This is a genomic window from Marivirga aurantiaca, assembly GCF_016679925.1.
Taxonomy (GTDB): domain Bacteria; phylum Bacteroidota; class Bacteroidia; order Cytophagales; family Cyclobacteriaceae; genus Marivirga; species Marivirga aurantiaca.
This window is the reverse complement of the sequence record NZ_JAEQBW010000006.1, coordinates 124,853-145,659: the sequence shown is the minus strand read 5'-3', so window position 1 is coordinate 145,659 and position 20,807 is coordinate 124,853. Positions and strand designations below refer to the sequence as shown.

At 37.9% G+C, this 20,807-nt stretch carries 17 protein-coding genes and 1 riboswitch; of the genes, 5 read left to right on the top strand and 12 right to left on the bottom strand.

Features of this window, described 5'->3' with window-relative positions; all coding sequences use genetic code 11:
• Positions 1-4 precede the first annotated feature (4 nt).
• From JKA74_RS13885 to JKA74_RS13875, 3 genes are all read right to left on the bottom strand, one after another.
• The gene (locus JKA74_RS13885; protein ID WP_201431810.1) at positions 5-184 is read right to left on the bottom strand and encodes a hypothetical protein; all 180 of its coding nucleotides are present in this window, start codon (positions 182-184) and stop codon (positions 5-7) included.
• An 85-nt stretch (positions 185-269) separates the two neighbouring features.
• Positions 270-2,066, bottom strand: coding sequence for an acyl-CoA dehydrogenase family protein (locus tag JKA74_RS13880; RefSeq protein ID WP_201431809.1), 1,797 nt, complete (start codon positions 2,064-2,066; stop codon positions 270-272).
• 4 nt (positions 2,067-2,070) lie between these two features.
• A complete protein-coding gene (locus JKA74_RS13875) occupies positions 2,071-2,727 on the bottom strand; it encodes a transglutaminase-like domain-containing protein (protein ID WP_201431808.1) in 657 nt (218 codons plus the stop codon).
• Between the two features lie 265 nt (positions 2,728-2,992).
• Here JKA74_RS13875 and JKA74_RS13870 point away from each other — a divergent pair, with 265 nt between their 5' ends.
• Both JKA74_RS13870 and JKA74_RS13865 read left to right on the top strand, forming a co-directional pair.
• Positions 2,993-3,619, top strand: coding sequence for a TetR/AcrR family transcriptional regulator (locus JKA74_RS13870; protein WP_201431807.1), 627 nt, complete (start codon positions 2,993-2,995; stop codon positions 3,617-3,619).
• 200 nt (positions 3,620-3,819) lie between these two features.
• On the top strand, positions 3,820-4,920 hold the full coding sequence (locus JKA74_RS13865) for a BamA/TamA family outer membrane protein (RefSeq protein ID WP_201431806.1): 1,101 nt from the start codon (positions 3,820-3,822) through the stop codon (positions 4,918-4,920).
• A 102-nt stretch (positions 4,921-5,022) separates the two neighbouring features.
• On the opposite strand, the gene JKA74_RS13860 is transcribed toward JKA74_RS13865, so the two are convergent.
• The 4 genes from JKA74_RS13860 to JKA74_RS13845 form a co-directional block, all read right to left on the bottom strand.
• The gene (locus JKA74_RS13860; protein ID WP_201431805.1) at positions 5,023-5,889 is read right to left on the bottom strand and encodes a substrate-binding periplasmic protein; all 867 of its coding nucleotides are present in this window, start codon (positions 5,887-5,889) and stop codon (positions 5,023-5,025) included.
• A 293-nt stretch (positions 5,890-6,182) separates the two neighbouring features.
• Positions 6,183-6,620 carry an SRPBCC domain-containing protein gene (locus JKA74_RS13855; RefSeq protein WP_201431804.1) on the bottom strand — a complete coding sequence of 146 codons (438 nt, stop codon included), beginning with the start codon at positions 6,618-6,620 and terminating at the stop codon, positions 6,183-6,185.
• A gap of 106 nt (positions 6,621-6,726) precedes the next feature.
• Positions 6,727-7,299, bottom strand: a complete 573-nt coding sequence (locus tag JKA74_RS13850) for a Crp/Fnr family transcriptional regulator (protein WP_201431803.1) — start codon at positions 7,297-7,299, stop codon at positions 6,727-6,729.
• A gap of 42 nt (positions 7,300-7,341) precedes the next feature.
• The gene (locus tag JKA74_RS13845; protein ID WP_201431802.1) at positions 7,342-8,175 is read right to left on the bottom strand and encodes a DUF4886 domain-containing protein; all 834 of its coding nucleotides are present in this window, start codon (positions 8,173-8,175) and stop codon (positions 7,342-7,344) included.
• Between the two features lie 194 nt (positions 8,176-8,369).
• On the opposite strand from JKA74_RS13845, the gene JKA74_RS13840 reads away from it, so the two are divergent.
• Positions 8,370-10,235, top strand: coding sequence for a cation:proton antiporter domain-containing protein (locus JKA74_RS13840; protein WP_201431801.1), 1,866 nt, complete (start codon positions 8,370-8,372; stop codon positions 10,233-10,235).
• A complete protein-coding gene (locus tag JKA74_RS13835; RefSeq protein WP_201431800.1) occupies positions 10,222-11,397 on the top strand; it encodes an MFS transporter in 1,176 nt (391 codons plus the stop codon). Before JKA74_RS13840 ends, JKA74_RS13835 begins: the two co-directional genes overlap by 14 nt.
• A gap of 292 nt (positions 11,398-11,689) precedes the next feature.
• Here the strand turns inward: JKA74_RS13835 and JKA74_RS13830 are convergent, their stop codons facing one another.
• From JKA74_RS13830 to metH, 4 genes are all read right to left on the bottom strand, one after another.
• Positions 11,690-12,094 carry a DoxX family protein gene (locus JKA74_RS13830; RefSeq protein ID WP_201431799.1) on the bottom strand — a complete coding sequence of 135 codons (405 nt, stop codon included), beginning with the start codon at positions 12,092-12,094 and terminating at the stop codon, positions 11,690-11,692.
• Between the two features lie 109 nt (positions 12,095-12,203).
• The gene (metF, locus tag JKA74_RS13825; protein ID WP_201431798.1) at positions 12,204-13,157 is read right to left on the bottom strand and encodes a methylenetetrahydrofolate reductase [NAD(P)H]; all 954 of its coding nucleotides are present in this window, start codon (positions 13,155-13,157) and stop codon (positions 12,204-12,206) included.
• Positions 13,158-13,232: 75 nt separating this feature from the next.
• Complete coding sequence (locus tag JKA74_RS13820; protein WP_201431797.1) at positions 13,233-13,622, bottom strand: four helix bundle protein; 390 nt, start codon at positions 13,620-13,622, stop codon at positions 13,233-13,235.
• Positions 13,623-13,759: 137 nt separating this feature from the next.
• Positions 13,760-17,827, bottom strand: a complete 4,068-nt coding sequence (metH, locus tag JKA74_RS13815) for a methionine synthase (protein ID WP_201431796.1) — start codon at positions 17,825-17,827, stop codon at positions 13,760-13,762.
• A 43-nt stretch (positions 17,828-17,870) separates the two neighbouring features.
• Positions 17,871-17,990, bottom strand: a riboswitch (SAM riboswitch).
• A 342-nt stretch (positions 17,991-18,332) separates the two neighbouring features.
• Between metH and JKA74_RS13810 the strand changes: the two genes are divergently transcribed.
• On the top strand, positions 18,333-19,373 hold the full coding sequence (locus JKA74_RS13810; protein WP_201431795.1) for a hypothetical protein: 1,041 nt from the start codon (positions 18,333-18,335) through the stop codon (positions 19,371-19,373).
• A gap of 94 nt (positions 19,374-19,467) precedes the next feature.
• Here JKA74_RS13810 and JKA74_RS13805 read toward each other — a convergent pair whose 3' ends face one another.
• Positions 19,468-20,805 carry an efflux RND transporter periplasmic adaptor subunit gene (locus JKA74_RS13805; protein ID WP_201431794.1) on the bottom strand — a complete coding sequence of 446 codons (1,338 nt, stop codon included), beginning with the start codon at positions 20,803-20,805 and terminating at the stop codon, positions 19,468-19,470.
• Positions 20,806-20,807: the final 2 nt, after the last annotated feature.

The window sequence follows — 20,807 nt, the reverse complement described above, 5'->3', positions numbered from 1 at the left end:
GAAATTACCAAAATTTTAAGTCAAGCTGGTCAAAAAGAAAATATTGGATGAAAAGCATTTTATTGACCCATGCTTCTGGTGTGAGTGCTCCTCCATGTCCTGCACCGGCTACAGTATAAAGCCGACACAAAGATTCGTCCGATCCTTTTTCCTGCAATGCTGCTAGAAATTTATAAGAATGCAAGGGCGGTACTGATTCATTCCATTAGACATAAAAAAAGCCATCCGCTATTAACAGATGACTAATCCATGATAGGATTAAATCCTCATCAGAACTTATATTTACCTTCCTCAATAATTGATTGAGCAATACGTCTGCGGGCATCTTTGGTATTGAATGGCTCCAGCTTTGTAAATCGTTTAAGTGCCAACAGTAACATCTTCAACTCATCACCTTCTGCAAAGGACCATAAAGCTTCCTGGCCTGCTTGCCTGATCTTTTCTGTTGCTTCGTGCATAAACAGTTTACTGATCTCTATTTGATTGGCAGCGGCTTTTTCGCCCAATGTATTGCTTATTTTTCTGCTTTTCACCAAAACAGATTCCAATACATATAACTGAATCAGCATATCTGCCACATTCATCAATATTTCCTGCTCTTCTTTCAGCTTCATCATCAGTTTTTGGGCTGCTGAGCCAGCTATAATCAAAGTGATTTTTTTGAGGTTCTCCAAAACTGTAAAAGCCTTTTCCAGTTCATCTGTAGGTTTGCTTTCGCTAGAATCCGGAATGGCTGTGAGTTCAGCCTGCACTTTGGAGGCTGCTGTCATTAAATCCAATTCTCCATTCATTGCTTTCTTCAAAAGCATGTCCACTATCAGCATGCGGTTGATCTCATTGGTGCCTTCAAAAATCCGACTGATACGCGCATCTCTGTAGAGCCTGGCCATAGGTGCTTCTTCTGAAAAACCCATACCTCCGAAAATCTGTACACCTTCATCTACGGCAAAATCCTGTGTTTCTGAACCAAATACTTTAATGATAGCGCATTCTATTCCATAGGCGGAAACTGCAGCGGGCTTGGCTTTTTCAGCTTCCATGCCTTCGCTTTCGAGAGCTATGGCTTTTTCATCTATCATATGACCGGTGCGATAGGCAGCTGCTTCCAATGCATAAATTTTTACCGCCATTTGAGCCAATTTATGTTGTATGGCTCCGAATGAGCTAATAGAAGACCCAAATTGCTTGCGACTGATAGCATATTGAACAGATAAGTTAAAAGCTTTTTTAGACATGCCAACAGCCCCTAAACCTAATTTTATCCTTCCGGTGTTCAGCACATTTAAGGCTATTTTAAAGCCCTCTCCTCTTTCACCCAACATGTTTTCAGCCGGCACTCTTACTTCATTAAAAAACACCTGACGTGTGGAAGAGGATTTAATACCCATTTTACGTTCTTCTTCTCCCAAAGTAATCCCACCAAAATCTTTTTCTACAATAAAGGCAGAGAGGTTTTTATCATCCTCCACCTTGGCAAATACAATAAAGATATTGGCTATACCGGCATTGGTGATCCACATTTTCTGTCCTGTAAGCAGGTAAGCATTTTCACCTGCAATAGGTGTAGCCTTTGTTTTACCGGAATTAGCATCTGAGCCTGCATCGGGCTCGGTAAGGCAATAGCAGCACTTCCATTCACTGCTCACCAATTTGGGCAGGTATTGTTGCTTTTGTGCATCATTCCCATAAAACAGGATAGGAGCAATACCTATGCTGGTTTGTACGCCAAAAGTAGGTGCGAATTCTGAGGCCTGAGCCATTTCCTCCACCACTCTTAAAGTAGTATTGAACGAAACATCAATACCACCGTATTTTTCTGAAACGCCTAAGCCCAACAAGCCCAATGCCCCAGATTTTTCCAGGAGTGCTATAGAACGTGAGGGATCTTTCTGGTTTTCCAATTCATCAGCCATAGGTTGCACTTCCTGCTCAACGAAGTGTTTGGCGGAAGCCACCATCATATTTTGTTCTTCAGTGAAATCTGAGGTGATAAATATATCATCCGGTGCGGGATTGATCAAAAATGCTCCTCCTACTTGTAGTTTTGTGGATTCTTGTATGTTCATATCTTTATTTTAGGTGTACTAGTTTTCCTTGTAAAATTTGCTCTTTGAGATGCGGATAATACTTAACCAGCTCGCTCATAAAGTAATCATAGGGGATATCAGGAAAATGGCCGTAATCGTGTAAATATTCCATAAATTGCCCCCCTTTCTTATCAAATTGCTGAAAAATAGCATGTTCTTTCCCATTAAATTCAAGGGGGGCTACATGCAATAGGGTGCATAATTCTTTATTGAAAACAGGGGTGGTTTTTAACCAGTGGCCATTCAGGTATATTTCTGCATAACCATGAAATACCAATACATTGGTTTGCAGTACTTCTTCCAGTTTGGCCGTACCAATATGATTGCGCACATTGGCAAAGCCCATTCTTGCCGGTACTCCTATGGCCCTGGCCGTTGCCGTGAACAGACAACTTTTCTCCACACAATAGCCATAGTTTCGGCTTACGAGATTACTGGCCTTCATGGCTTCTTTGGAGAAATCCAGTCGGTAGGGATCGTAGCGGAATCCATCCCTTACTGCATAATATAATGCTTCAATCTTTTCATTTACCGTGTTCAAATGATCCGTTTGTTCGCTCACAAACTTTTGAATAGCCGGATGATCCGAATCAATAAATTCAGCCGGCTTCAGGTATAAATCAAAATTTTTTTGTTCCATGGGAGAGTATTCAATCCAATTAGGCAATTATGCCTAACAAAAGTAAAAAATTAAAATTACACTTTAGGCATTAATGCCTATTTTTTATCCTGTATTAAAAATTTCACAATATTGTATTAATATTCTTTGGTTAATTCTTGGCTCTATCTGGCTTTAAATCTCTGTAAATGAGCTAACAGGTTTGCATTTCGAGTTATTCTTTGGAAAGGATTTTTGAAGAGTTTTCCTTAAAAATTATTAAATTTACAAAGTCAGTTATACCCTTATGAAAACAAAAGAGAAGATTTTAGAAACAGCATTGGAGTTATTCAACATGAAGGGTATTTCTGCTGTTTCCAGCAAATCAATTGCAGAGGAAATGGGCATTAGCTATGGCAACCTCTGCTACCATTTCCCTAAGAAAGATGATATTATTCTTCAGTTGTACCTGAATATGCAGGAGCGGGTTGATATACAGTTTAAAAATATCAAACAGGAAGTGATCAACCTGGAATTTATGTTAAGCAGGCTTAAAGTGTTGTTTGAAGAGATTTATAAGTATAAATTTATCTATTTAGGAATTACAAAAGTAATCCGCCACTCCGAACAAATTAAGCAGCACGCCCGAAAGCAATTTGATCAACGCTGGAAAATTCTGGATACTTTATCACAATTTTTGGTTACCAATGGCTACATGATTCCTTTTAAAGAAGAAAGGCAAAAAGACATGCTGATCCATACCATGCTAATGATCAGTAATTCCTGGATTTCTGATGCGGAAGTGTTTTTCAAAGGAGAGGAATCAGAAAAAGTAGATTACTATATGCAGCTGTTCTTCAACCTTGTGAGGCCTATCCTGACAGAAAAAGGCAGGGAAGGTTTTAAGAAAGTGTATAAGATGCCTTTAAGTTAAACTTTCAACTGTAATTATAGTTTATTAGAAGTGGGTTTGCTATTTCCTGACCTTTAGAATTTTTAAAGGCTGAAAATCTTACATTCCTGTGTTTATTATTTATAATCGTCAATCAAAGTAAAATTGTGGTTTTATTAAAATCGAGAGCCAGATTTCACATCCATAAAAACAAATCCCTTTACTTAGTAAGCCTATGTGCTATGCTTTGGTTTTCCTCATACAATGTTCAAGGGCAAAATTTTATAACGAAGTACTGGAACAGCCTTGTAAATGACACGAGTGATGTGGCCAATTCCCAATTGCTGATCTACCCTGTAATAGCTTATGCACCTGAAACAAGTTGGGAATTTGGTTTAAGTTCTTTGTATGTATACTATGCTAAGCACGATACTGCCAATCGATTGAGCGAAATCAATGGATTTACATTCTTCACCCTTGAAAATCAGTACGGCCTCTACTTAGACCACGCCATTTATAGCAACAAGGACAATTGGTTCTTTTTGGGAAGTTTACGCTTTCAAAGCTTTCCTCTATTTTACCATGGTATTGGAATTGACACGCCCGAAGACTATATAGCCAGGGTAGATGCCAACCAAATCATAATTAAAGAAAGAGTATTAAGAAAAGTATTTCACAATTTATTCTTAGGCCTGGAAATAGATTATCAGCGTTTGAGCTCAGTGGAGTTTGTTAGTAGTTATACTACTGAATTTGACTTACCAAGGGGCAGCGAAGGAACCACTAACTTAGGTTTCGGATTGGGGATTGTACAAGACAACCGACACAATGTGCTCAATGTACGAAAAGGCTTCTTTTCGGAACTGGCATTTCTCCATTACAATACCTCATGGGGAAGTTCATATGACTTTACTGCTTTAATTACAGACACCAGAATTTACAGGCCAGTACAAAAAAACAATGTACTGGCAGCCCAATTTTTAGGGCAGTTTAATTTTGGGGATGTTCCTTTCAACCAGCTGGCATTAATGGGTGGAGAAAATATGATGAGAGGTTATTACCGCGGCAGGTACCGTGATAATCATCAGCTGGCCACGCAGGTAGAGTATCGATTTCTCCCACTTCCTCTGGGATTTACCAAACGATTAGGGGCTACTGTTTTTGCAGGTGCCGGATCTGTTTTTGATGACCTCCAAAGCTTTAATGTTTCTGACATTGTGGTTTCAGGTGGAGCCGGAATCCGCTTTCTGCTTTTTCCCAAGAAAGACATATATACCAGGCTGGATCTAGCTTTTACAAAGGAAGGTACCGGTTTTTATATTTTTATAGGAGAGGCTTTTTAGATAAACCTATAAGCTCAATTGTATAAGTTATTAATTTTACAAAAAATTGCCCATCTAAGAAAGATGGGCAATTGATAAATCACTTAATTGGAGTGCATAGTCCTATTTATTGATTGAATTAAGCATAGATACCACATGATTACCAAGAGTATTTGCCACTATTTTCTTGTATTCTGTAGAATTGGTATAACCTCCATTTCTATTAAAAAACTCATCCATTATGGGTTTCCAGTCAGAGCCTTTTGGCATAATAAAACCAAACTCCTCACCTGTTTGATCACCTGCAGTATGCCTTTTAATATGAGAGGTGTTCTCCAAAGCTGTTAGATAAGAGGAAAAATCCAGATACGTAAAATAATCAGCACTTTTGTCTACTTTCTGATAACACTCTTGAAAAGAATTCACTACTTCAATTTTAAGATCAGGGAATGCACCGGATTTCAACTCTTTGGCTCTTGTTTCATGAGTAGTGCCTCTTTGAACAACTAATGTCATACCACTAAATTCCTTCCCAATACTGGACATACTACTGAGATCTCCAACACTTTTATTAGTAAGCAGTATGGAAACATTAGAGAAAAAAGAAGGACTGAACTCCAATTCCTTTTTTCTATCAGTAGTAATGGTAACATCCGCAAGTCCAAATACACCATTTTTACCATTTTTCACTAAATTATAAAAAGCAGTAAAATCGGCAGGGTCAGCAGGATGATGGACTTTATCATTTATTTTCACTCCATGTTCACTTTCAGCATATACTAGAAAATCTGCCCAGATCAAATAACATAGACCTTCCAAACCCTTGGGTCCCTTGTTCATAAATTTTCCGGAATAATTATAAGTGTATGTTACTTCTCCGGAACCAGTGCTCTTTAGCTTTTGCCAGGAATCACCAGACAGCTGCTGAGCGTAGGATTCAAAATAAAACAATGAAAGAAATGCGAGTACGAGTAAACTTGAATTTTTCATATTATTTATGTTTTGACACTCATATAACATAACCATAAAAAAGATGAAATAAAAGCAATCAAGAACATATTTATTGTCAATAATGGTTTATTGATACAATATATAAAAATCATTATATTAGAAATATTATATTTTACTTGAAGTACATGCTCCATTGCCGGGAATTATCCATTTTATCTTCCCATTGATTAAACCCAACAAAATGGGCACTTCAGGTGAATTTTATAAGCAAGAATTTTTCTGTTCTCTATAAAAAGAAAAGGTTGGCAACAAAGGCACTATTGGTCTTATTCCTATTCACTTTCTACTAATTCTTTTAGTTTTCTATTCATTTGATTGAAGCCATTTACGGTATTGTTGTCTAGCATTTTCCTGAATAACGGCACCAGTATTCCATTGAATTTCTCCCTTTGGATGAAGGTGGTATTTCCATCCTTATGGTCAAGTAGCTCAAAAATATGTTCCCCATCAAATAACCCTGGAATGAAGAGATGCCCCAGCCATCTAAATTCCTTATTGGCTTCAAAAGCGAGTACTTTCGGTTTAAAAGTCATACCACTTGCATCAGGCGGTTCAATTCTTGCAGTAATGGTATTTCCTACTTTCACATCTCCTTTGATAGATTTTATGAAAGGGTTCCACTTGGGATATTGATTGAAGTCAGTAAGTGCAGCCCAAACCTTATCAGGCGTTGCATTAATTAATATTTCAGTTCTGATTTCCTTTGCCATTGCTTTTATGATTTAAAATGTCAATAAATATTTTTTGTATTGAACTTAATCAACATGACAAAGATCTGACACTAAATCAGCAATGCTCTTGACAAATATCAAGAAGTTAAGAAATCTGCTTTTTTCTTATTCTACTAAAGGTTTCCGGGGTCATTCCCAGCATTGAGGCAATATATTGCAGGGGGACTTGATTAAAGAGTTCTCTGTTATTCTCAAAAAAGAAGTGATAGCGCTCTTCAGCCGTCATTGAAAGGTGGCTGAAAATTCTATCTTCCAATATTGTGAAACATTTTACGATGAAAAGTTTTTCCAATTCATGCCATTTGGGAACCAATTCTCCAATTCTTTCATAATCTGTTCTATTGATGGTGTAAAGCGTTGCATCTGTTAAAGTTTGTATGGTCCAGCGGGAGGGGCCACCAAAAACAAGGCTGGAAATATCTGTCACAAAATAGCCTTTGGTGGAAATCCACTGGGTAACTTCTTTGTTTTCTGTAGACACAAAAATCCTTAGAAGTCCTGATTGTATAAAACTTAATTTATCGCAGCGCTGGCCTGTTTTGAGGAAATAGTCTCCTTTATGTAGGGTAGTTGACTTGAACAATGAACCTATTGTGGCTAATTCATCCTGCTTAACCACACCAAAGTATGATTTTATATATTGTTCAAGCTCTGTCATCAGGAGATATTGTTTATTCTTTCATTAATGATTTTAATATTTTCAGTACTCATCCTCCACAATTGCTTTTAATTGATTAGCAATAGTTTCATCAATATCAGCAGTATAAGTCAACTCCTGAGGATTTAAGCCACTGATATGTTTGTAAAAAGTTAATGCAGATAAAAACGCTCCTGCTTTTGACGGATGAATTTCATCATCGTATAAATCTATGGAAGGATGATTTTTTATTAGTTGGTAATACATCTCTCCCACTTTCACTGTATTTTCCTTTAGTGATTTCACTCCATTTCTGATTTCCTCCATTTCCTGCTCCAGGTTTTTGATAATTTCTGAGCACGCTTCGAAACTCTCCCCAAAGCATTTAATTTCTCTGCAAAATTGTTGGGGATATTCCATTTTAGCAGGAAAGTTTTGAAAAACTAAAAAAGCTGGTTCAGTATTCCGGCTACCTTTCTTCTTAATACTATCAATTGCAGGAAGAATTTCACATTCCAAAGCCTTGGGAATGCTCAGTTGGCCTGTACGTTCTTGTAAAACAATGATGTCATAGTCATTATTCAATAACTCTTCCGTTTCTGTCAGTTCGTTTTCCTCTTTCATTCTTGTATAAAAAGTGGAATCTGATTGAGATAGCACCATATACTCAAGGTGGGCCTGAAGTGAATAACCCGGGTAGGTACTTTGCTGAATAGAATAAGGCAAGTTCTTTTCTTTCATCATTTCAGCCAACATCAGAGGCATATCATGGTAATAAGTCAGGCTATTCCCTATGAATAATATTTTCTTATCAGGTACATCTTTTTTTTCAGGATTACATGACAATAAAGCACCTGTTATAAATAACAATAAAAATTTTAAATTAACGGAACTCATGGATTCTTCTGTTCTTTCAATTGAATACTCTATCTACAACTGATTTATACTCAAATCTAAACAACTTTCTTTAAAATGTTAGAATACTAACATGTCTCATCTCTCAGACTTTTTAAATCCTTGTTATTCTTTTGAATATCAATGTTAATCCTTTAATTTACCTAATTAGGAAGAAATAATCCCCACTATTCACCATGGAAAGCCTCAATTATTGGCCTTTATTAATCATCCTCATAATTGCTTGGATAGTACCTTTGGTGCTTTCATGGTTTGAGATTACAAAAGTCCCTTCGGTAATTGTAGAAATTATGATGGGGGTAATCATTGGCCCGTTTGTCCTCAATATTGTATGGGATATACCTATTCTCGCTTTTTTAGCCGAAACCGGTTTTCTCTTCCTGATATTTTTAGCCGGACTGGAAATAGACGTAGATAAAATTCTGGCTTCCTTTCCTAAAGGGAAAATCCGCAGAGTTGACCTGCTGAAAAACTCTTTACTATTAGCCCTCTTTATTTATTTTGGCTCTTTATTCCTGTCTTTACCTTTTGCCTGGCTCATCAGCCAGTTTATTGAAGTGGATATTGTGTTTTTTGCTTTATTATTACCCACAGTAGCATTAAGTATAACTGCTCCCATTTTAAAGGCAGATGGTGAAATGACACGGAAATTTGGCCAGATAATGCTTATGGAGGGTGCTATTGCCACTGTAATGAGCATCATTATTATATCTGTTTATTCAGGCGTATTGAAAAATGGTTTTCAGGTGGAATTGCTGCTTTTTTCCATCATATTTATTGCTTTTACGGTGGTGTATATTCTCGGGAAAAAATTATCCAAACAAAGGAGAATTCAAACTTTACTCTACAGGTTAGAGCATGCTGCCAGCCAGATCAGAGTAAGAGGTACTGTGGCTTTGCTATTGCTTTTCGTGGTGATTGCTCACCTGATCAATACTGAATTGGCAATGGGTGCCTTTTTTGCAGGCATCCTGATGAGTCTCTTTGTACATAAAGAGCGATCTGCTTTATTATTTAAGCTCGATGGGATGAGTTATGGCTTCTTCATTCCCATATTCTTTATTATGGTAGGTGTAAATTTAAATCTTTCTGCACTGACTCAATTTCAGGAATCAATACCTTTTGTAATCACATTGCTTTTGGGATTTTTTATTACTCAAATAATTCCTGCACTTATTATGGTAAAGGTTTTTGGCTTAAAAAAAGCATTAGCCGGAGGCATGTTGCTTTCTGCCAGAATGGGGATAGCTATCGCCACAGCACAAATAGGGCTTTCTTTGGGAGTAATAGATTCAGCTGCAAATGCAGGAATTGTGATTGCTTCTATTTTAGCGAGTTTAATTGCTCCTGTAGGCTACAGGTTCTTCAAAGATGAAAAAGAAGCTTATTACGACATTTATATCCTGGGAGGAAGCAAAACCAGCCTTTTACTTGCTGAAAGGCTTAAAATGCATGATATATCATGCCTATCTATTATTCAAAGAAGAGACCTCGTGCCTGATTATGATCGTAAAAACCTACAATTTAAATATGTAGACAACATCACCGAAGAAGTAGTTAATTCCTTAGGATTGCGGGTAGCAGATTTAGTAATCATACTCACTGAGTCAAAAATATTAAATCTGGAAATAACTAAATTCATCAAATTTAAGCTTAAGCACAGTAATATTATCACCCGCAGACAATCAGCTGACCGAGAATTATTAGAACATTCCACTGACATCAAATTTATTGATGGTGATGAAGTAATGGCAAGTCATGTAGAATCCATGATTGTAACTCCTGATGCCATCTCTTCTCTATCTTCAAGTTTTGAAAACTACAGGGTAGAGGAAATAAGAATTACTCAAAAAGAGTTGCATAAAAAAATGGTGAAAGAAATAGCCTTCCCTCCTTCCGGTTCTTTAGTGATCCAGCGCAGAGCAGGTGAAATTTTCATTCCTCATGGTGACACAAAATTATTATTAGGTGATTTCATGACGGTAATTGGCAATCATAATGCCCTCTCAGACTTTAGGGAAATTTTAGATGTCAAAGACTAATAAAACACTTGCCATTATTGTAGTAGCACAGTTCTGTTGCACTTCTGTATGGTTTGCAGGCAATGCTGTTATTGATGATCTAATAAGAGATTTCAACTTATTACCGACTGCTTTAGGGCATCTTACCTCCTCCATTCAATTAGGTTTTATCACAGGCACTTTAATCTTTGCCATCCTCTCAATTGCTGATAGATTTTCACCTTCTAAAGTATTTTTCATTTCTGCAGTATTTGCAGCATTCTTCAATTTATTACTGATCTTTTCAGCTAACACCTTTGGAAGTTTAATGGCTTTCCGCTTTTTGGCTGGCTTCTGCCTGGCAGGTATTTATCCTGTAGGAATGAAAATAGCAGCCGATTATTTCGATAAAGGTTTAGGTAAATCATTGGGTTATTTGGTGGGCGCATTGGTCTTAGGTACTGCTTTTCCCCATTTGCTTAGTGCTATTAATGCAGATTTCAGCTGGAATTATTTAATTTATGCTACATCTCTACTTTCATTAACAGGAGGCGCATTGATTATACTATTTGTGCCTGATGGCCCCTTCCGAAAAGCCAGCCAAGTATTAAAACTCAATGCCATTTTCTCCATTTTCAAACCTCAAAGCTTTAAATTAGCAGCTTTCGGCTACTTTGGACATATGTGGGAGTTATATACTTTTTGGGCTTTTGCACCTCTTTTGATCGTAGCACATCATGATTATCACCATCATGAATTGGGCCATATAGCTTTCCTCTCTTTTATGATTATTGGCAGCGGAGCATTGGGTTGTGTATTGGCAGGCTATCTGGCCAATCGGTTCAGTCCACAAAAAACAGCTTTTACTGCATTGGCAATATCGGCCAGTTGTTGCCTGCTGTTACCACTGGTGTTTATGATAGGCAGTCCCTATTTATTTGTCGGTTTTTTGGTCATTTGGGGAATTTCCGTAGTAGCAGACTCTCCTTTATTTTCCACCATGGTGGCACAAAATGCCATTCCCGAATTAAAAGGATCCGCCCTGACGATAGTAAACAGCATTGGTTTTGCCATTACCATTTTGAGTATTCAGCTTCTAAACATCCTTTATCTGAATTTTGAAATACAATATATATTTGTAGTATTGGCTATAGGCCCGATAGCAGGATTGGTTTATAATAGGAGAGAAAGAAAGCAAATGTGACTCACAAGCCTCACCCCAACCCTCTCCAACGGAGAGGGAGTTCATTCAATAGAAAACTGAAATGCTTTAGGTCAAAAATATCGACTAAAGACCGAACGCACTACTTAATTACCAGATTCTTTTCTGAGAAGGAAACAACATAGCTGACCTTTACAAAATGCCATGGTGAATAGCTCAAATTTTATCCCTACTGGTTATTGCGAGCATGCTATTCCGTGTACACGGAATTCATGTGAAGCAATCTGTCTGCTAAAAAAACTATCACAAAACAGCAAATTAAAGTCCTGGATGATTAAAATTTTACTGATAACTTACCAGGGCCGGTAAATAAAAAAGTGAGGCAGCCGAAAAGCATTGCTAAAGCAGGAGTCATCCCTTCTACTGTGTCATTAGCAAGCAGATGCACAATAAAAGCAACAAGGAAGTTGATAATCAATATAAATGAGGTAACCCTGATTTTATAGCCCAAAAGAATTAACAATCCGCCAATAAACTGCACATACACTGAGGTAACAGCACTCATAAGAGGAAACGGGAAACCATTATTTTCAAGGAAAATAGAAAATTCAATCATCTGTTGCCAGCTAATGATATTGTCCACTACTCCGTATAAGAGGCGTAAGCCAATAAAAATCCGCAATAACAGAATACCTATTTGCCAGTTTCTATCTAAGTATTCATCTGTTTTTTTTACCATTCTCATAGAAATATGATGCGCTTGCTTAAGCAATTTATCATATTTCCACTCATTATCAGCTGAATAAAATAAATTATTAGGGGAGGACCTTCTCCTCTAACCCTGATCGTCAAAAAACCCTCTCCGCTATCCTATAAATAGGATCTGATTTTCCCATGGAGTAGTAATGCAAACAAGGAGTGCCAAATTCTATCAGTTCCTTTGATTGCTGTACACACCAGTCAATCCCCACTTCTTTTGCAGCTTCATTGGTTTTACATTTCTCTAACTCATCTACCAGGGCATCGGGCAGGTCTAGAAAAAAAGTGCGTGGAAGTGCGCTCATTTGCCTCAGGGAAGTGATTGGCTTTAAACCCGGAATAATGGGAACATTAATCCCTTCTTTTCGACAGGTTTCCACAAATTCGAAATATTTCTGATTATCAAAAAACATTTGGGTAACTACGTACTCAGCCCCCGCCTCCACTTTTTTCTTCAGGATTTTAATATCTGATTTCATACTTGGTGCTTCGAAATGTTTCTCAGGATAGCCGGCCACTCCCATACAGAAGTTGGAATGTGAGGCATCTTTTAGATCTTCATCCAGGTACTTCCCCTGGTTCATTTGTACTACTTGTTCTAATAGTTCTATTGCATAGGTATGTCCATTGGGGTCTGGAATAAATTTTGATTCTGATTTAATAGGATCTCCCCTTAATATCAATACTGAATCGATGCCCAGAAAGTCTAAATCGATTAAAGCATTCTCGGTTTCCTCTTTGGAAAAGCCCCCACAAATAATATGAGGCACTGTGTCGATATCAAACCTGTTTTTGATAGCCGCACAAATACCCACCGTTCCCGGCCGTTTACGTGTAGTTCGCTTTTCGAGCAAGCCATTACCTTTATCGTGATATACATATTCCTCCCTGTGGTAGGTAACATCAATAAAGGGAGGTTTGAACTCCATCAGAGGTTCGATGTTAGAAAACAAAGTTTCAATATTCTGGCCTTTCAAAGGCGGTAAAATTTCAAAAGAAAATAAGGTTTTCTTTGCGTTATTTATATGTTCAGTTACTTTCATGAATAAGTTATTGCAAGTTTGCAAGTTGAAGGAGTTTACAATAATTTTAAACCCATTCAACCCTATCCTCCTTAATTATTTATTATCAGATTTATGTTTAACAGTATTTCGCAGGTATGTGATAAATGCTAATAGTTGAAAATATATTTTATCAGCATCATTCCTTAATTGTTCTACTTTTTCAGAAGAAAAATATTCTAAATCCTCTGCTACATATAACATACTCTTTACCTCTAGCAAAGAGCCAACTGAGATGTCTAAAAATCGTCTAAATTCCTTATTATTAAATCGCCCAAATCCTTCAGCTATATTATTCATAACCGATATGGAAGCTCTTCTTATTTGGTCCTGAAACCCAAAGTCATTTTGCACATCAGAATTAGTAGTTGCCTTATAAATGTCTTTAACAAAAATTCGTGCATTTTTCCAACTTTCTAAATCTTCAAATTTTTTAATTGTAGCCATTTCTAATTAAATTTTATTTTTATAATTGATTATTTAATCAATTTCTCTTATCCTCAAATTTGCACAAGTTTCAAACATGCTACCAACAACTCTCAACTTGACAACTTGCTTAACATGCTTAACTTGACAACTTGCAATTAATAATTCAAATTCGGACTCAACCACCTTTCCAATTCTTCAAATGGTTTATTTTTACGTTGGGCGATATCGGCTACCTGATCCTTTCCTATTTTCCCCAATCCGAAATATTTACTATCGGGATGTGCGAAATAAAACCCGCTTACAGCCGCAGTAGGATACATAGCCAGATTTTCCGTTAAGGTAATTCCTACGTTTTTCTCTACATCCAGCAGATCAAAAAGTGTGATTTTTTCAGTATGATCAGGGCAACCCGGATAACCTGGAGCCGGCCGCACTCCTTTGTATTTTTCCTGGATTAAATCTTCATTGTTTAATTCTTCATCAGCACCATAGCCCCAATATTCCCTCCTTACCTTTAAATGGAGCAGTTCGGCAAAAGCTTCCGCCAGCCTATCTGCCAAAGCTTTTGCCATTATGGAGTTATAATCATCATGCTCTTTTTCGTATTTATCTACAATAGCTTCCAATCCTATACCGGTGGTGACAGCAAAAGCACCCATATAATCAGTATAATTTGCTTCTTTAGGAGCCAGAAAATCTGAAAAAGCATAATAAGGCAAGCCTTCTTTACGCTTACTTTGCTGCCTGAGTGTATGAAATTCAGTCAGTTTCTTCGTTTTGGCAGCATCGGCAAATACTTCAATAGAATCATCACCGGAAGTATGAGCCGGGTATAAACCAAAAATACCATTTGCCTGCAAGAGCTTACCTTCAATGATTTCATTAAGCATAGCTTTTGCATCATTAAAAAGCTTTGTCGCCTCCACCCCCTTTTCAGGGTCACTCAAAATCTTGGGATACCGACCCCGCATTTCCCAGGTTTGAAAGAAAGGTGTCCAATCTATATATTCAGCAATTTCCTTTAAATTATAATCAATAAGCGTACGGACTCCGATTTGTTGTGGTGCGGTGGGCTGATAATTAGCCCAGTCTGCCTGATACTTCTGTGCCCGCGCTTCCTCTATGGTCACGTAGGATTTGTCCTGACCTCTCCTGCTATGTCCATCCCGCATAGACTGGTATTCATCTTCTATTTCCTTGAAATAAGATTGCTTATTTTCCCCTAATAATTTTCCCGCTACAGTCACACTTCTGGAAGCATCATTTACATGTACTACAGCACTGGTATAATTCGGTTTTATTTTTACTGCTGTGTGGATTCTGGAAGTAGTCGCGCCTCCAATCATTACAGGCGTTTTCAACCCTCTTTCCTCCATTTCCTTCACTACATAAATCATTTCATCCAATGAAGGTGTAATTAAACCACTTAAGCCAATAATATGAACCTGATGTTTCTCTGCCTCTTCTAATATCTTTTGAAGTGGTACCATTACACCCAAATCAATGATCTCATAATTATTACAAGCCAAAACGACAGAAACGATGTTTTTACCGATATCATGCACATCACCTTTTACGGTAGCCATAAGTATACGACCATTCGTCTCAAGCCCCCTGCCCCCCAAAGGGGTGATTTGGTTTAGTGTTTCAAGAATCTTATCTAGTACAATCTCTAATTGGTTGATAACTTCGGTATTAGTGAATCGGATTACTTTAAATCCTTGTTCTTCTAACCACTTGGTTCTCTCTTCATCACTGGCTTTGTTTTCAGGTAATTGATGAATAAGCCCATCCACCTCAATTATTAAACTTTTTCTCAAACAAATAAAATCAGCAATGTAACCTCCCAAAATATGCTGCCTTCTAAATTTGTGACCGTCCAGTTGCTTACCCTTTAATGCATTCCATAAAATCTCCTCAGCCTGAGTCGGTTGATGCCTCATTTCTTTGGCATACTGTTTTATCAAACCATAAAGCATAGGGTCAGCAGTTTGCCAGTATTGCTCCCCCTTTGGGGGCTGGGGGGCTCTTTTTTTCTCCTCTTCGATATATGGTAATAGATAAGCCACTGCTTTTTTCATCACCCGGGCACTTTTCACCACTTGAGGCAGGAACATTTTACCTTCACCAAATAAATCGCCCACTACATTCATTCCATCCATCAATGGCCCTTCAATTACGTCCAGTGGGCGAACAGCTTGCAATCTTGCTTCCTCTACATCTAAATCTATAAACTCAGTGATACCTTTGATCAATGCGTGTTCCAGTCTTTTATTGACAGGTTCCGATCTCCACTCCTGCGCTTTTTTTTCAGCTTTTTCACCAGGCACCAAATCTTCAGCATAAGCCATTAACCTCTCCGTAGCATCCGGCCTTTTATTGAAAAGCATATCTTCAACGTAGCCAAGTAATTCCTTATCCACCTCTTCATAAATTTCTATCATGCCGGCATTCACTATCCCCATGTCCAATCCGGACTTAATGGCATGAAAAAGAAAAGAAGAATGGATTGCTTCACGAACCACATTATTTCCCCTAAACGAAAAGGACACATTACTCACACCTCCACTGGTTTTGGCCAACGGTAGATTTTCTTTGATCCATTTAACTGCATTAATAAAATCCACTGCATAATTGTTATGCTCCTCCATGCCTGTGCCGACAGTCAAAATGTTGGCATCGAAAATGATGTCTTCAGCCGGAAATCCCACTTCGTTCACCAGGATATCATAGGATCTTTTACAGACTTCTATCTTTCGCTCAAAGGTGTCTGCCTGCCCGGTTTCATCAAAAGCCATCACCACCACAGCAGCCCCATAATTCATGATTTTTTTGGCTGTTTCTTTAAAAGCTTCTTGTCCTTCTTTCAAGCTGATAGAATTCACAATTCCTTTGCCTTGTAAACATTTTAAACCTGCTTCAATCACTTCCCATTTTGAGGAATCAATCATAAAAGGTAATCTTGCAATATCCGGTTCAGCAGCAATTAAGTTAACAAATTGAGGCAATACAGTCACGGCATCCAACATGCCATCATCCATATTTATATCAATAATTTGCGCTCCGCCATCTACTTGCTCACGGGCAATATCTACTGCTTCTTCAAATTTTTCATCACGAATGAGGCGGGCAAATTTCTTGGAGCCCGAAACGTTTGTTCGCTCTCCCACATTCACAAAATTGAGCTCAGGGGTCAAGGTCAAAGGCTCTAAACCACTTAACCGCATTACTTTATCAATTGTCGGAATTTTTCTTGGTTTCGCCTCTTTTGCATAATCAGCTATGGCCTTGATATGTTCAGGTCGGGTGCCACAGCACCCACCAATAATATTGATCAAGCCCTCATCGAAATAGCTTTTTACAATAGTGCTCATTTGGCCGGGGGTTTCATCATATTCGCCAAATTCATTGGGTAAACCCGCATTGGGATGGCAGGAAACCGGCACATTGGCAACTCTGGAAAGCTGTTTTAGATATTCTTTTAATTGTTTTGCACCCAATGCACAGTTGAATCCAATACTGAGCAAAGGGAAATGACAAATTGAATTCCAGAATGCCTCCACGGTCTGTCCGGAAAGTGTTCGCCCACTGGCATCCGTAATAGTCCCAGAAACCATTACAGGTATATCAATCTTTTTCTCATCTTTAAGCTCCTGAATAGCCATTAAAGCAGCTTTACAGTTGAGGGTATCAAAAACTGTTTCTACCAGAAATATATCTACTCCACCATCAGCCAAAGCAATGGCCTGTTCCCTGTAAGCTTCTTTTAACTCATCAAAAGATATCGCACGAAAGCCGGGCCTGTTTACATCAGGTGATAGTGATGCTGTTCTGTTGGTAGGCCCAATGGAGCCTGCTACAAAGCGTGGAAAATCAGAAAACTCAGCCGCTACTTCTTTGGCAATTTTAGCTGATTGATAGTTTAAATCATAAACCAATGACTCCATATTATAATCCGCCATGGCAATGGAGGTACTACTGAATGTATTGGTTTCAACTATATCGGCCCCTGCTTGAAAATACTTTCTGTGTATATCTTTGATGATTTCTGGCTGGGTGAGGGAAAGTAAATCGTTATTCCCCTTTAAATCGCTCGGATAGTCTTTGAATTTTTCACCACGGTAATCTGCTTCGGACAACTGATGTTGCTGAATCATAGTACCCATGGCACCATCTAAAACCAAGATTTTCTGCTCTAATAATTTCTTATTGAAATTGCTCATTCTGTTCGAATTTAATTTTCCAGAAAGAGCGAAATGATAGGCTTCCTTATCTTTACCTGAACATCAATACATGTGTCAGGATGGGAGTTAGCACCTTTTCCATATAATGGAAGGGTTGCTAAGACTTCATAGGGCCCAATCCCTCAGTCTTTCTGGATAAGTAGAACAAATAAAGGAAGAAATTGTGGAAGAGAAAAATTTGGCGTTTTATTTTTTTGGTTGAGCCACATCCGAATCAATTAATCACAGAAATAAATGTACAATTCCGTGAACTGCAATAAAATAACATTGAAATTATTTAATTTTTTATTTAAAAATATTAATCCTATAGAACCGTTTCATATACCTCAAATAAATTTACTACACTTCAACGGAATCAATGGTTTACAGATATACAATCCTCCTTCTATTCTTTTTTATTCCTTTTTGCTTAGTAGCGCAAAAAAGGAGAGGACAACCTTCAAAAATTCATCTCTCGCTCTTTCCCGGCATTGGCAATTCAGGAGTGAGTGAATTAATAAGGGATTACAACCTATCATTAAATCTTAGTTCAGGCGTTACAGGAAGCGTACATGGTATTGAATTGTCCTTGATTTCCAGCTACAATTATCAATCTTTTCAAGGTATACAAGTTTCCGGATTTGCCAATATTTCAGGAGCCAACAACATTCTTAATCCTAAGGAGAAATTAGAAGAAACATTTAGAGGTTTTCAATTTGCAGGATTGATGAACAAAACTTTTGGAGATGGCACAGGCTGGCAATTAGCAAGTTTCAATATTGCTGAAAGTAGCTTCAAAGGATTTCAAATGGCACTAATTAGCAACAAAGCCCGAGATATGACAGGTATTCAACTGGCAGGGTTAATCAATTCTTCCGTGAAAGGATTCGGAGGGATACAAATGGCCCCGCTATTTAATTATTCAGGAGGACAATCATACGGTATGCAAATTGCCCTATTTAACTACGCCAGAAGCGGAGGCCTGATTAATTCCAGAAAAACCATTTTCACTGACTTTTATCAAATTGGATTGATTAATTTCAGCAAAGTCAACAATGGAAACCAGATTGGGTTGATCAATATCACGGAAAAAAACAATGGTGTACCTCTTGGTTTAATCAATATAGATGCCAGCCATGGCAATGCGAGTTTCCGTGCCACTGATATGTTTTTAAGTAACCTTGCTATTTCAACTGGCAGCGCATTTTACACTAATTTAATCCAGGTTGGCTATAACTTTTCTATTACCGGCATGCCTGTTTGGGGCCTGGCATATGGTCTTGAAAAGGAGTGGAAGAATACAGACAAAAATAAATTGATTTCACTTAGCCTGAGTTTATGGCAGCAAAAAGAAAAAGATGAGAAACTGCTGGAAGGTCCACGAATTTTGAGGACTGAATTAATCTATGGGTTCAAAATCACAAAATTCCGCTTTCTGGAAATCGGAGCAGCCTTTGGTTATCAACTCAATGAATCAACTGCTCTGGAACCTACCCTATTACCTATAGGAAAAGTATTACCAGGATTTATTATGGGGATCAGGTAATCAATGAAAATATCATTCAACAACTCATCCACAAAAAAAGCCCATGAACATCTCCATGGGCTTCCCATTGAATTCAAAATCAATTTAATAGGCTCTATCTTTTATCCTTCTCCTTTTTAGCTTCTACCAGATCTCCATCTTCAAGTGTTTTGGAAACTACAAGGAAAGGGCCGGTAACTACTTTATCTCCTTCTTTCAAACCTTCTTTAATGTAAATGTATTCAAAGTCGCTGATACCTGTAACCACTGGTGTCACCTTAACCGTATTGTCATCCTGAACTACAAATACCACCTCTTTTTCTTCTTCTTTTTTAACCGCACGAGGTTTTTCCTGCTCCTGTGAAATAGAATCATTTTCAGGTTTAGGTGCCCTTAAAGTAACTGAAGATAACGGCACGGTCAGTACATCTTTCATCGTTTTTGTCATTATCTCCACACTGGCAGTCATACCGGGACGAAATGGTGAACCTCCCTCCTTATCAATTAAATCTTTATAAGATTCATTTAATATTTGAACCTTTACCTGAAATTCAGTAACAGCATCATTGGAAACTTTTTCCTTAGCCGTATTCGCAATGGCAGTTACAATACCCATAAATTCCTTTTCCATATAAGTATAGGAATCTACTTCTATATTAGCTGTATCTCCTACATTGATTCGAATGATGTCATTTTCATTAACATCCACACGTACTTCCATGTTATTCAGATTGGCAATTCGCATTAATTCAGTACCTGCCATTTGCTGAGTACCTACCACTCGCTCTCCAAGTTCTACACTCAATTTAGAAACTGTACCATCTACAGGTGAATAAATAGTAGTTCTTCGTAAGTTTTCCTGTGCTTCATCTACCGAAGCCTGGCTACTTTGTACCATAAATTTGGCAGCCAACATATTTTTCTCAGCTGCTATCTTATCATTTTGAGCAACTGAATAGTTAGCCTGGGCCGTTTCATAATCTGACTGAGAGATTACTTTCTGCTCGTATAACTGCTTCTGTCTATTAAAATCCTGTTCCGCCCTTTTGGCTTGTGCTTTAGCTCTTTCATAGGCAGCCTCAGCCTGCGCCAAATTGGCTCTTTGCTGATTAAGATTTGCCTTTGCTCTTTCAAGGGCACTAATAAAATTATCCGGCCTGATTTTCAATAATAGTTCTCCTTTTTCCACAGGATCACCTTCCTCTACAGTCAGTTCCATAATTTCCCCGGCCACATCAGGACTCAGTTTCACTTCCACCACCGGTTGAACTGTCCCGCTGGCGTTCACTTTCTCAATAATAGTGCGCTTTTTTGCCTCTTCTACTTCCACCGAAATGGTAGGAGGCTGGCCAATTACACCGGATTTTTTACCAATGATCACTGCAATTATCAGCAATGCTACTATTCCTAAAAGAATATATAGTGTTTTCTTTGAAGACTTCTTCTTAGCCATGT

Bases quoted from the DNA above. Each gene is read 5' to 3' on its own strand.
- metF (WP_201431798.1), bottom strand. From the start codon at position 13,157: ATGAAAGTAACTGAACATATAAATAACGCAAAGAAAACCTTATTTTCT.
- JKA74_RS13850 (WP_201431803.1), bottom strand. From the start codon at position 7,299: ATGACAGAGCTTGAACAATATATAAAATCATACTTTGGTGTGGTTAAG.
- JKA74_RS13805 (WP_201431794.1), bottom strand. From the start codon at position 20,805: ATGGCTAAGAAGAAGTCTTCAAAGAAAACACTATATATTCTTTTAGGA.
- JKA74_RS13840 (WP_201431801.1), top strand. From the start codon at position 8,370: ATGGAAAGCCTCAATTATTGGCCTTTATTAATCATCCTCATAATTGCT.
- JKA74_RS13845 (WP_201431802.1), bottom strand. From the start codon at position 8,175: ATGAGTTCCGTTAATTTAAAATTTTTATTGTTATTTATAACAGGTGCT.
- JKA74_RS13830 (WP_201431799.1), bottom strand. From the start codon at position 12,094: ATGGTAAAAAAAACAGATGAATACTTAGATAGAAACTGGCAAATAGGT.
- JKA74_RS13860 (WP_201431805.1), bottom strand. From the start codon at position 5,889: ATGAAAAATTCAAGTTTACTCGTACTCGCATTTCTTTCATTGTTTTAT.
- JKA74_RS13865 (WP_201431806.1), top strand. From the start codon at position 3,820: ATGCTTTGGTTTTCCTCATACAATGTTCAAGGGCAAAATTTTATAACG.
- JKA74_RS13875 (WP_201431808.1), bottom strand. From the start codon at position 2,727: ATGGAACAAAAAAATTTTGATTTATACCTGAAGCCGGCTGAATTTATT.
- JKA74_RS13855 (WP_201431804.1), bottom strand. From the start codon at position 6,620: ATGGCAAAGGAAATCAGAACTGAAATATTAATTAATGCAACGCCTGAT.
- JKA74_RS13820 (WP_201431797.1), bottom strand. From the start codon at position 13,622: ATGGCTACAATTAAAAAATTTGAAGATTTAGAAAGTTGGAAAAATGCA.
- JKA74_RS13835 (WP_201431800.1), top strand. From the start codon at position 10,222: ATGTCAAAGACTAATAAAACACTTGCCATTATTGTAGTAGCACAGTTC.
- JKA74_RS13880 (WP_201431809.1), bottom strand. From the start codon at position 2,066: ATGAACATACAAGAATCCACAAAACTACAAGTAGGAGGAGCATTTTTG.
- metH (WP_201431796.1), bottom strand. From the start codon at position 17,827: ATGAGCAATTTCAATAAGAAATTATTAGAGCAGAAAATCTTGGTTTTA.
- JKA74_RS13870 (WP_201431807.1), top strand. From the start codon at position 2,993: ATGAAAACAAAAGAGAAGATTTTAGAAACAGCATTGGAGTTATTCAAC.